This window comes from Enterococcus cecorum, from assembly GCF_052119425.1.
In the GTDB taxonomy this organism is placed as follows: Bacteria; Bacillota; Bacilli; order Lactobacillales; family Enterococcaceae; genus Enterococcus_E; species Enterococcus_E cecorum_C.
The window spans coordinates 1-12,527 of sequence record NZ_JBQKFH010000032.1; the positions used below are offsets into that span (position 1 = coordinate 1).

At 31.5% G+C, this 12,527-nt stretch carries 12 protein-coding genes; 11 read left to right on the plus strand and 1 reads right to left on the minus strand.

Going from position 1 to position 12,527, the window contains the following annotated elements; all coding sequences use genetic code 11:
- The first annotated feature begins 219 nt into the window (after positions 1 to 219).
- The 11 genes from ACTQZM_RS08705 (at position 220) to ACTQZM_RS08755 (ending at position 11,146) form a co-directional block, all read left to right on the plus strand.
- A complete protein-coding gene (locus ACTQZM_RS08705; RefSeq protein ID WP_441653509.1) occupies positions 220 to 444 on the plus strand; it encodes a helix-turn-helix domain-containing protein in 225 nt (74 codons plus the stop codon).
- A 674-nt stretch (positions 445 to 1,118) separates the two neighbouring features.
- Positions 1,119 to 1,859, plus strand: a complete 741-nt coding sequence (locus ACTQZM_RS08710; RefSeq protein ID WP_441653510.1) for a class I SAM-dependent methyltransferase — start codon at positions 1,119 to 1,121, stop codon at positions 1,857 to 1,859.
- Between the two features lie 201 nt (positions 1,860 to 2,060).
- On the plus strand, positions 2,061 to 2,609 hold the full coding sequence (locus ACTQZM_RS08715; RefSeq protein ID WP_441653511.1) for a GNAT family N-acetyltransferase: 549 nt from the start codon (positions 2,061 to 2,063) through the stop codon (positions 2,607 to 2,609).
- Between the two features lies 1 nt (position 2,610).
- The gene (locus tag ACTQZM_RS08720) at positions 2,611 to 2,805 is read left to right on the plus strand and encodes a hypothetical protein (RefSeq protein ID WP_191465167.1); all 195 of its coding nucleotides are present in this window, start codon (positions 2,611 to 2,613) and stop codon (positions 2,803 to 2,805) included.
- Positions 2,805 to 2,936, plus strand: a complete 132-nt coding sequence (locus ACTQZM_RS08725) for a hypothetical protein (protein ID WP_441653512.1) — start codon at positions 2,805 to 2,807, stop codon at positions 2,934 to 2,936. Before ACTQZM_RS08720 ends, ACTQZM_RS08725 begins: the two co-directional genes overlap by 1 nt.
- Positions 2,937 to 2,948: 12 nt before the next feature.
- Positions 2,949 to 3,656, plus strand: coding sequence for an ATP-grasp domain-containing protein (locus ACTQZM_RS08730; RefSeq protein WP_441653513.1), 708 nt, complete (start codon positions 2,949 to 2,951; stop codon positions 3,654 to 3,656).
- A 5-nt stretch (positions 3,657 to 3,661) separates the two neighbouring features.
- Complete coding sequence (locus tag ACTQZM_RS08735; protein ID WP_441653514.1) at positions 3,662 to 3,844, plus strand: hypothetical protein; 183 nt, start codon at positions 3,662 to 3,664, stop codon at positions 3,842 to 3,844.
- A gap of 71 nt (positions 3,845 to 3,915) precedes the next feature.
- A complete protein-coding gene (locus tag ACTQZM_RS08740) occupies positions 3,916 to 5,373 on the plus strand; it encodes an ATP-binding protein (RefSeq protein ID WP_441653515.1) in 1,458 nt (485 codons plus the stop codon).
- Between the two features lie 3 nt (positions 5,374 to 5,376).
- The gene (locus ACTQZM_RS08745; RefSeq protein WP_441653516.1) at positions 5,377 to 8,073 is read left to right on the plus strand and encodes a Z1 domain-containing protein; all 2,697 of its coding nucleotides are present in this window, start codon (positions 5,377 to 5,379) and stop codon (positions 8,071 to 8,073) included.
- On the plus strand, positions 8,073 to 9,044 hold the full coding sequence (locus ACTQZM_RS08750) for a PD-(D/E)XK motif protein (RefSeq protein ID WP_441653517.1): 972 nt from the start codon (positions 8,073 to 8,075) through the stop codon (positions 9,042 to 9,044). Before ACTQZM_RS08745 ends, ACTQZM_RS08750 begins: the two co-directional genes overlap by 1 nt.
- Before the next feature lie 2 nt (positions 9,045 to 9,046).
- On the plus strand, positions 9,047 to 11,146 hold the full coding sequence (locus ACTQZM_RS08755) for an AIPR family protein (protein ID WP_441653518.1): 2,100 nt from the start codon (positions 9,047 to 9,049) through the stop codon (positions 11,144 to 11,146).
- Positions 11,147 to 11,176: 30 nt separating this feature from the next.
- On the opposite strand, the gene ACTQZM_RS08760 is transcribed toward ACTQZM_RS08755, so the two are convergent.
- Positions 11,177 to 12,481, minus strand: a complete 1,305-nt coding sequence (locus ACTQZM_RS08760; RefSeq protein ID WP_441653519.1) for a DNA cytosine methyltransferase — start codon at positions 12,479 to 12,481, stop codon at positions 11,177 to 11,179.
- Between the last annotated feature and the right edge of the window lie 46 nt (positions 12,482 to 12,527).

A 12,527-nucleotide genomic window follows, 5' to 3' on the forward strand; every position in this document is an offset into this window, starting at 1 on the left:
TATAGGGGGAAAATCCTCTATATTTCATCCAAAAAATCCAAAAATCGAAGGCATCTTTCACGGGTGCCTTCGATTTTTGGATTCAAAAGGGACTAATGGGTCAGCCCCTTTGTCATTCATAGAAAATTTACAGAGTGGAACTGTGCTAGTATCGAAAATATCAACCAAATGGTTTATAATATATTAAATTGAGGAGCGTTTTAGACATGGAGGATTATGATGAAGCCATCCGATATGATTAAAGAATTATGTAATAAAAAGAATATTAGTCTTTCGGAACTTGCCAGACGGATAGGTCAGACTCCACAGAACTTCGGCAGGAAACTGAAACGAGATACTTTGACCTTGGAGGAATTAAAGTTGATAGCTGATGTTATGGGTGTAACCTTTGAGCAGTCTTTCATCTTCCCGGATGGCGAACTGATAAAAACAAGCAACGAATAGGTGGTGAGTTCTACGGATAGATTTTCAGAGAAGAGCCTTCTTTCACTTAGAGATTATTATGTGTATGGACTCATAGATCCACGCACAAAGCAAATCTTCTATATTGGAAAAGGTACAAAAAACAGAGTATTTGAACATGAAAAAGAAAGCCTGGGCAGTCCTGATAGTGAGAAGTTGAAACTGAAGACTATCGCAGAAATTAGAATGCCGGACTTGAAGTTGAAAAGATAATTATAAATTCAAACTTAACTGAAGAAGCGGCATTTGCTGCAGAGGCATCATTGATCAATGCATTCAACTAAGTTGGTGATGCAGGACTGACAAACATTGCTGCTGGACATCATTCAGCAGAGGCTTTATCAGTAGATGAGTATGAAAGGATAAATGGTGCTGTTGAACTTGAATAGGTTACTTGTTGGAGAACCGAGCCATGTCGAGTGCGTGGTGTGGATGTCAAGAAAAGATAAATAAGTGCCAGAAAGTGGCGTATTTCCGGGCTTTTTTGAGATTAGGCAATAGCTCATGAAAGTCCGTATTTCTTATATTGAAACATATCTACTCATTATTAAAAAGATATTTTAGATTTTGGTTTTAGATTTATATGCCACTTGTTAAAATGTTATTCGAGATACAACCCCAATTTGAATGAGTGATTTAAACGAGGAGGAATTCAGATGAAAGAAAACAAATATGATGATAATATATTTTTTCAAAAATACAGTCAAATGAGTCGCTCACAGCAGGGACTAGCCGGTGCAGGAGAATGGGAAACATTGAGAAAGCTGCTGCCGGATTTTAAAGATAAGCGTGTGCTTGATTTAGGATGCGGCTATGGATGGCACTGTATTTATGCGATGGAACACGGAGCGTCTTCTGTTGTAGGTGTTGATATTTCTCATAAAATGCTCGAGGTAGCCAAAGAAAAAACACATTTTCCACAGGTTGAATATAAATGCTGTGCTATAGAAGATGTGGAATTCCCAGAGGAGAGTTTTGATGTAATATTAAGTTCACTTGCGTTTCACTATGTAGCAGATTATGAGATTTTAGTAAAAAAGATATATAGAATACTGAAGTCTGGTGGTAAGCTAGTTTTTACGGTTGAACATCCTGTTTTTACTTCCTATGGAACACAAGACTGGTATTATAACGAAAAAGGAGAAATACTGCATTTTCCGGTGGATAATTATTATTATGAGGGCAAACGGACAGCTGTGTTTTTGGGAGAAAAGGTTACAAAATATCATAGAACACTGACCACATATCTAAATACACTGCTTTCAAATGGTTTTATCATAAATCATATTGTGGAGCCGCAGCCGCCGGAAAACATGATGAATATTCCAACGATGCAGGATGAAATGCGCCGTCCCATGATGCTGATTGTATCGGCGAACAAAAAAGTGGATAGATAGAACTAAAACACTTATAAGGCATCAAAATGGAAATATGAAAACCAGAAGTAAATAGCCCATGACTCTGAAGTAGAGTTGTGGGTTTTCTTTTGCTTGCTGATTATAATAATATTTTAATAAATACTGTTGTGTAACCGTTACAAACTTGATAAAATAAATTAAAAGTAACAATTATGAATGAACTAATTGAGGTGTAACTGCATGAAAATAACGACTGAAAGATTACTACTCAGACCATGGGAAGATAGCGATGCAGCTAATCTATATCAATATGCCAAAGATCCACAAGTTGGACCGCGAGCGGGTTGGCCACCACATGAAAGCCAAGCCCAAAGTTTAGAAATTATTCAGACCGTGCTGCGTGATCCGTATTCTTTTGCTGTATGTTTAAGAAAAAGCGGCGAAATGATTGGTGCTATTGGATTTCATGACTCGCATTCGCCACACATTCATCCTGAAAATCATGAAAAAGAGTTAGGATACTGGTTAGGCGTACCGTTTTGGGGACAAGGACTCATGCCAGAAGCAATCGAGGCGATGTTGGCTTTTGGGTTTGAAGAATTACTACTAAATGCGATTTGGTGTGGCTACTATGAAGGAAATGAACAATCCAAACGCGCACAAGAAAAATGTGGCTTTACCTACCACCATACACTCGAAAATGTCGATGTGCCTCTACTAAAGGAAGTCCGTACCGAGCATTTCACCCGATTAACCAAAGAAGAATGGCATGTGAAAAGAGGAAAATAAAATGGACCGACTCACAAAATTTGAAGCGATGTTGAATGAAATCATGACAACAGCTGCAAAAGAAAAACAACAAATGGATGCGCTCAAATTAGCCGGCAAAGAAAAAAGCGCGACTTATCGACAACTGATGGCCAACCGCTTAATGTACACGCGAATAATAGGACTATATAAGCAATATGGATTGGTGGAAGAATAATGGATTATATCATTTTCTCATCTGATTATTTTGATGGTAAGCAAGTTGAACTAGAATACTTTAGCGAATATCAAGCTTGTCAGACAGAAATTCAAGCTTTCATTTTTAATTATGAAAAATTTTTTGAATAAAACCGACTAATCTTGAATCAAGTAAATTTTACGCCTGGTAGTGCTATTTATCGTGGTTGGATGATGACACCAAAACAATACCAATCTTTTTATTCGCAATTAAGAGATAAATATCAGATTGAATTATTAACTACACCTGAGCAGTACGAACAATTTCATTTATTTCCAAACATTTATCCAGAATTGATAGAAGATACACCCAAAATGTTGCCCTTTCCATTAGGGACTAAGGTAGATATAGAAAAAATTCGTTCTCAGATGTCGGAATTTATGATTAAGGACTATGTAAAATCAGCAAAAGGAACTGAATTACCAAGCCGTATCTCTAGTGTGATTTCTCAGCAACAATTAGATGAGTGTCTTGAAATTTTTTATCGGTATCGTGGGGATTTACTAACAGGCGAAATCTGTATCAAAGAGTATGTTGAGTTAAAAACATTAAATGGCCGCCATAATGAATATCGAGTATTTTATGCGAATGGGAATATCATTAGTATTACTGAATCAGTAGCAAATGATGAGTTTACTACACAGCCACCTAGAGAATTAATTGAAAAATACCAACATTTACCAAGTCCATTTTATACTGTGGACTATGCCGAGTTGGCTGATGGCACGTGGATAGTCATTGAAGCTGGCGATGGTCAAGTATCCGGATTGAGCGACCATCAGGATAGAGTATCGTATATGGCGATGCTGAATGAAGCGATGAAAGGATGATCTGAATGAATGCAAAGATAATGAATAAAATAAATGAATATAGTGAAACCAATTATGCAGATTTGATTCAAGCGATTATCAAGATGGAACGACCAGAATTGAGCCTTGAGGAAATTACTGAGTTGTACCAGCAGTATATGAATAACGATGAGATGAAGTTGCTAGGGGAAGAGTTCTATATAATCTAATAATAATTGAACTAATAAATTGAATAGATTTTGCTATAATAAAAATATTAAGTATTGTTCGGAGGTTTAAATTGGAAAATAATACTGTTGAAGTTTTACCAAATGCTGCAATATTAATTGAAAGTATGAGGAGTATAGGGTATACATTTAAAGATGCAATTGCTGATATAATAGATAATTCCATAAGTGCAAAAGCAACAGACATATCAATATATATGAGACAAAAAGATGAAAATTACTATGTTCAAATAGTTGATGATGGAAATGGAATGAATGAGTCTGAATTAATTGAAGCTATGCGATTAGGAAGTAAGGATCCGCAAAATACTCGAGCAATTGATGATTTAGGGAGGTTTGGCTTAGGGTTAAAGTCTGCAAGTTTTTCTCAGTGTAAAAAATTAACTGTCATTTCAAAGAAAAATGATGTTGTTAATGGATTTATGTGGGATCTTGATTATGTTCGAAAAATAAATCATTTTATGATAAAAAAGCTTACTGAAACTCAAATAAATAATATTCCTAATATAGGACAACTTTATGAATATCAATCTGGCACAATAGTTCAGTGGGAAGATTTTGATAGAATTGAAGCAGGATCACATAAAATGGGTGATGAACTTACAAGATTAATGGATGATGCAGCAAATCATATATCATTAGTTTTTCACAGGTTTCTGGAAGATCATGATTTTAAACTTAGCATTAATTATACTGAAATTGAGCCTAAAGATCCATTTTTAAGAAACAATCCAAGAACTCAACAATTACAATCGAAAAAAGTTAAGTTGGATGGTGTAGCATTAAATTTATATCCTTATGTCTTGCCGTTTTTTTCAACTCTAAATTTAGAAGAGAGAAAAAAAGCAGGTATTGGTGATAAGCAGTATGAGCTTCAAGGAATATATTTATATAGAAATAAAAGATTAATCGTCTGGGGAGATTATTTAGGTTTATATAGTAAATCAGAATTGACAAAAAATACTCGAATTCAAGTAGATATTCCTAATACTTTGGATTATTTATGGGAATTAGATGTTAAAAAAAGTAAAGCTAGAATCCCTTCTAAAATTAAAAAAAATATATTATCAGTTATTCACGATGGAGTAGATAGTTCAAAACGAGTAAATAATTTTCGGGGTAAAAAAGAGATTTCTAAGAAAAATCCAACGTGGCTCGTAATAAAAGACAGAGAAGACGAATTCAGATTTGAACTAAATAAGGATAACGAACTGTATAATTTGTTTTATAATTCATTAGATGAGAATCAAAAGAAATTATTTAAATTGTATTCAAATTCTGTTGTGGAGACAATTCCGTATAATAATATATATTCACAGGTTAGCAGTGGTTACGAGCAAACAAATATTGATGATGAACAATTGCTAAATGAAGTAATGGATATATTTAGTAATTTTACTGCATCTAGTAACCAATCATTGAAAAAGTTAGCTAAAACATTATTGCTAGAGGAGATTTATAATAGTAATAAGAAAGTGTTTGATTATTTAGTAAATCAAATGGGGGAGTAAAAATTGACAAAAAATGAGAAGGTACAACAATTTATCAATTTAGCGAATGATTATATTCATGAGAATAATTATACTGAGAAGCAATTAGATAAAGTGATACAAGATTTATTTCATATTCCGATGTATTCGGATTTTTCAAAAGAAGAGATAGGCTTTATACAAGATAAGTTGAGAGATAGACTCTCGATATCATATAGTGATAGCTTTGTTGTGACTGGTTCTAGTCAACATGAGCCTTGGTTTGAAGAAGCATATGGTAAAATTAATGATGTTACAAGATGGGACAGATATATAAAATACCTAAGAAAGTGTAAAAATTTTTCACCGAGTGTGATTCAAGATATGCGGAAAAATTTATTTAAAATTATTGATTTATTAGGGGATCCAACAGGAAATAATTTTAGAAGAAAAGGGCTAGTTGTTGGTGATGTTCAATCTGGAAAAACTGCGAATTATATAGGCCTTATGAATCTTGCAGCAGATATGAAATACAAAATAATTATTGTACTTACAGGAACAACTAACACATTACGTGAACAAACTCAAAAACGAATATATGAAGGAATGGGAAAAGCTAATTCTAAAGACGGTGTGAACTCCATAAATATTAATTCATATTCGAAAGATCAACATCCAGTATATTTGACAAGCATTGAACAAGATTTTAATAAAAATACTAGTACTGGGTTCCAAACGTCAGTCGGCTCAACTACTGCCCCTATAATAATTGTAACAAAGAAGAATACATCTTCCTTAAAAAATATTAAATCGTGGTTAGATGACTATTCAAAAGATATAAATAAAGATTATATTGATTACTCATTGTTGCTAATTGATGATGAAGCTGATTTTGCGAGTGTTAATACAAAAGATGAAGCAGAAGGTGAGTCTCCAACGATAATTAATAGAAGAATTCGAGAAATATTAGAATTGTTCACGAAAAGCAGTTATATTGGTTTTACAGCTACACCATTTGCAAATGTATTTATCAATCCCAATACTGAGGATGAAATGTTTGGTCAGGATTTATTTCCAAAAGACTATATTTATGTTCTTGGACAACCATCTAATTATATAGGAATTCATTCTATCTTTTCTGATTCGTATGATGATGAAGAAGAAAATTATTCTGACATGATTGAAATCATAGATGAGAATGAAATGGAGCTATTCTTACCTTTAAAACATAAAAAAGAAACAAGATTTGATAAAATTCCTCCTGTACTTCAAGAAGCAATTAATTTATTTTTTATTGGTAATGTAATAAGAGATTTCCGTGAAGATAACAGTAAACATCGTACAATGATGATTAATATAAGTAGATTCCAGAATGTTCATCAGAGAATTAAAGATGCGGTTATTGAAAGAGTAACCGAGATGATTAAGGAAATTAGAATGTATGCAAATTTACCATTAAAAGAAGCTTTATCCTACGAGACTCTTAAATCATTGCGTGACAGCTATTATGCTTATTATGATTCACTAAAGGAGAGTTATGATTTTAATGACATATTAACAAATATGTATAAATCAGTAAAAAATATTGAAGTATACATTGCGAATGCCAACAATAAAGATTTAGATTATGCAAATTCTAAAGAAGGTGTTAGAGCAATTGTAATTGGAGGCTTCTCTCTTTCGAGAGGTATTACATTGGAAGGGTTAATGATTAGCTTTTATTATAGAAATTCAGTGATGTACGACTCTTTATTACAAATGGGAAGATGGTTTGGATATAGGGAAAATTATGCTGATTTATGTAAAATTTTTATGACAGAGAAAGTGGTTGAGGATTTTAAATTCATTTCTCTAGCAACAGAAGAGTTGAAGGAAGATTTAGAGATGAATCTTAAGAAGAATTTAACTCCATTAGATTTTGGTATAAGGGTGCGCAGTGGCCAAGCGGGATTAATGGTAACTGCTAGAAACAAAATGAAAGCAAGTGATAGTATAACTGCAAAAGTGAATTATAACAATGAAATAATATCTATGAGAAAGTTTTCGCTTAATAAAGAGATGAATTTAAGTAATAAAAGACTGATTGATAGTTTTGTTGAAAAACATATAGATAAATTATCGGATGATTTATTATACACTAGAGATGATTCGATTGGACTAAGAGATATTGATAAGTTAGAAATAATTGACTTAATTAGTGAATTTAAGTCGTTACCTAGCTCGCTATTTGATTCAAAATTAATAATTGACTGGTTAAGAGGAAATAATCACAAATCTCTTCAAAAATGGGATGTTGCTTTTGCTCTTGTTAAAGATGGAAGAAATAATGGTAAAGAAATATCTTTTTCTGGAAATATCCAAGGAAATAGTAGGACTTTGGCTGTCCACGTTATGGATGAAGTGAAACAAATTTACAGACTAAATAAATCTCGTTTAGGAAATCCTGATGATGGAAAATATGGTTTATCCAGAGAGCAAATTGATAAAATTTCGACATATTTTGGGGATAAAAATGCTCAAAAGAAATATTTATGGAGTGAATTAAATCGGAAACCATTATTGATGGTGTATGCAATCTCTCCAAAAGTGCATCAAACAAATACATTAATTGATACTGACCCGATATTACTTTTATCATTATCAATTCCTGATTTAGGTATTGGTCAAAGTAAGTCTATTGAATATATAGTAAATAATGTTTATCAAGATATTGAATCGCTTGAAACTGAGGGTGATGAGTAATGGGCTTTGAAAGTAGATTTTCTGAATACCAATCAACTTTTAATAGGATGAAATCGAAAGAATATCATCAATCAAATAAATTTTTACCTCAGAAACATGGGAAAAATGTTTCTATTTTTGCTGGTATATATAATGGAAAATATTCCCTTTCTGTTGAGGGAAAATATTATGATTGTGATGCTAAAAGTACTCATTTAATTGAAGTACTTTATATTGAAAATGGTGATAAATTTGCCACAGTTTACAGATTACTGGATGACTCATTAATTTCTATTTTTATTTCTTTTGCAATAGATTTGGAAAGTTTAGTGGATATAAATAATGATGTACTCCCGATAAATATTTATAATAGGTATATTTATTGGCAAAAAATGTTTATGAAAAGAAGAACCACTATTTCCGAAAAAGAAGTGAAAGGTTTAATTAATGAATTGTTTATACTAAAAAACTATTTAATCCCTAAATACGGCATTGAAGACTCTATTAACGGTTGGATAGGAACAAACATGACAAAAAAAGATTTTGCATTATCTTCAGGTGTTTGGTTTGAAGCAAAAGCGATTAGCGTTGGAAAAAAATCTGTAAGAATTTCTTCAATTGATCAATTAGTTTCTGATATGGATGGTTTCCTAGTCGTATCATTCTTGGAAAAAACAAGCGAGATAAATGAAAAAGGAATAAATCTTTTTTATCTAATGCGATACTTTTTGGAAGATTTAAATATTACTGAAAGTCTAAAAACTGCAATACAGGTAAAGGTTTATAACATAGTTAGTAATCTTGATTTTATAAGTGATTCTTCTCATGTTTTGAATAAGTATAGATATTTGTTCAAAAAGACAAATTTTTATCTTGTTGATAGTAGATTCCCTCAAATAGATTCAAATGTTATACCAAAAGGAATTAATGAAGTAAAATATAGTATTTATCTTGATAGTATTGAAATTTTCAAAGTAGAGGATGAGTTCTAGGTATGGATATTAAAGAATATATGGAGAACTATTTGAATGATTTACAGGTACAAGCAGATACACTGATGATTAGTAAAGAAGAAGCTTTTGTTACTGATGTTGTAGAAAGGCTTAAAGAATCAGATATCGTATCGGAGATTAATATACATTATTTTAAAAATAAAGGTCGTCAAAATCGAACAATTGAATTTAATGGATATGGATACGAAGATAGTGATGGTTCATATAACTTATTTATTGTTGATGATTTAGAGGACCTTGATTCAAATCTAACAAATGCAATGCTTGAAAAATTAATAAAAAAATTGGAAGAATTTGTATATTGTAGTATTGAGAAAAAATATTTAGTTTGGGAACCAAGTAGTTATGGTTATGAAGCAGCAAGTGAAATTGAAAGATTATACAAAAATAAAAGTAATCTAGATACAGATTATGATTTAAAAAGAATCAGATTATTCATATTGACAAATAAAATGCTATCTCAGCGGTTTAAAAATCAACAACGTGAAGAAATCTTTAATATTCCAGTCGAATATTCTGTGTATGACGCAAATCGCTTGTTTGATATTGCTAAGCAAGGTTTTGAGAAGGAACCCGTAAACATATCTTTCTCAGACTTTGGATATGATGGTATTTTTGGTATTAGATGTGCACAAAAAGACGGAGAATATGAAAGTTATTTGGCTTCAATCCCAGGTGATGTACTTTCAGAGATGTATATAGAATATGGCAATAGGATTTTAGAGGCAAATGTTAGGTCGTTTTTAAGTGTTAGAGGTAAAGTAAATAAAGGGATTAGACAGACGATATTAACTTCACCAGATAAATTTTTTATGCTAAATAATGGTGTAACTATTACAAGTGACGGGTTAGTATTTGAAAATCGGGAAAACGGTATTTGGATTAAGCAAATTGATAATTTACAGATTGTAAATGGCGGGCAAACTACTGCTTCATTAGCAAATGCAAAAATTAAGTCAAAAGCTGATTTATCTAGAATACAGGTTATGATGAAATTATCTGTAATAAAGGATAAAGATGTATCTGAAAAATTAGTTCCTGAAATTTCACGAGCTTCAAATTCACAAAATAAAGTTGATGAAGCCGACTTCTTTTCTAATCATCCATTTCATATTAAAATTGAAGATTTATCTAGAAGAGTTCTTGCACCTTCAATCAATGGTAATCAATATCAAACTTGTTGGTTTTACGAAAGGGCTAGGGGTCAATATGAAGTATCATTCCTAAAGTTAACAAAAGCAAAAGAAAAGGAATTCAAACAAAAGAATCCGAAAAATCAGGTGATAAAGAAAACAGATTTAGCAAAATATTATATGACTTTTGAAGGTTATCCTCATGAAACAAGTAAAGGTGCCCAAAAAGTTATGAGAGAATTTTCAAAATTAATTCAAGGTGATGGAAATAAAAATGGATTATGGGAGGAAAATTCTTCTGAAATAAATGAACAATTTTTTAAAGATATCGTTTCAAAAGCTATCCTTTTTAAAGAAACAGAGAAATTAGTTTCACGACAAGAGTGGTATCTTGAAATAAAAGCATATCGAGCGAATATTGTCGCATATACTATTGCCATTCTTAATTGGTATGCTAAAAAAAATAAGAAAGAAATTGATTTAAAATCTATCTGGAATAAACAATCAATCCCTACTGAACTAATTAATCAAATAAAAGTAACCTCAAAAGAAGTTTATGATAATCTTTTGAGCTATGAAGAAAGAACTACTTTAAATGTTACTGAATGGGCAAAAAAAGAAACTTGTTGGAATTTTGCTAAGAAACTGAATTGGACAATTTTAAACGAGTTTGAAGATTCATTAATCGAACCTACAAAGCATAAGAAAAATGATGTTACTGAAGCTACGGTTGATGCTATGAATTTTGTTTTTAATCAACCTAGTGATTTATGGGAAAAAATGAAGGTGTGGGGAGTTCAACTGTCATATCTATCATATAGCGATGAAAAACTATTAGATTTAGCTAGTAAAGTTCTGTCTGGACGAGTTACTCTTAAAGATAGTCAATATAAAGATATAGTTTCGATTTATAATAGATTAATAAAAGAAGGGTATGTTTATGCATAAAAAAAAATAGCGCAAAAAGCGCTATTTTTTTTATGCGTAATACGGATGTTCAGAGGTGAAATACAGAATATTCTTATTATCACTAAAATAAGTCTTATCGATTTCGTTAACTGTTTTGAAAATTTCTTCTAATACATTTACAACAATACTATTTCCAGCTAGTTTTAAAAATTTGGCATGACTGATAAATTTTCTGTTTTTAGAGATTTGTATATTTTGATCTTTTACAAATTGAAAATCATCTTCATCGAATCCCATTAATAAAAATGTTTCTCTAGGTGTCAAATTTCTGTAAGGCGCAAGTGATTTATTTTGTAATGGGAGTTGGTGAATAATAACCCCAGCCGTAGGATTTCTATCTTGCTTTGTAGTAATAGTTTTTGCAATTACATCGTTTACTTGTTGCCCTTCAGCTAAAATGACAGCGTTATTGTGAATTGAAATTCTTGATGGAGTGTAGTTTGGAATACTTTCAATAGCTTCTTTCAGATATGTTGGGTTTGAATAATCCAATCTTAAAAAATTGTCCAGTTTTGGATAATTTTCAGGTTGAAAAAAGCCATAATTATAATCTACTTTTTCAAGCATATTAAGAATTTTTTCATTATAACTATTATTTAAAACACTTAACATATATGTTCTGACTCTATTCTGAGGTATACCAAAGTCTCGAGCGTTCAATTGAAAAACTTTATTTATCTCATATCCAATATCATGTAACAAAGATTGCCATTTTTTGAAATTATCTACGTGCATAGGGCTTTCAATTTGGGTTACATTTTCCATTAGTAAAAACTTTGGCAGAGGTTTATTTATTTCTTTATATTCCTTTAAAATACGTCCAATCTCCCATAATAGACTTGATCTATTATTTGCTTCTGGATCTATTCCAGAGGTATTGTTCCACCAAAAGCTACTAATTGATAAATCTTGGCATGGAAAAGAATAGGTAAGTAAATCAGCATCAGGTAAATCTTGAGCATGTACATTTTGTATATCAACTAAGTTCTTGTTTCGCTCAATCGAATGTAATATTGCTTTCATTTGATCAATCGTCATTCTCTTTAATGCAGATTCAGTTATAGGTTCCTTTCCGTCAGAACTAATATTATATTTCTTTAACTGTTGAAATAATTCATCTTTTGAATAGTTCTTATATTGTTCTAGATTTTGTTTTCCGTGATGGATTAAATCATATGCATACATTGCACCAATCTCCCATTCACATGTAGCAACAATTTCATAGTCGAAATCTGAAATTTCATCTTTGATTCTGCTTAGTGCTTTTGCTTGTGCACCAATACCAGAAAAAGTCTCTATGACTCTAAGTACCATAAAAAAGCCCTCCAATGTTTTTATTTTAGCAGCATTTAAAAGAAAA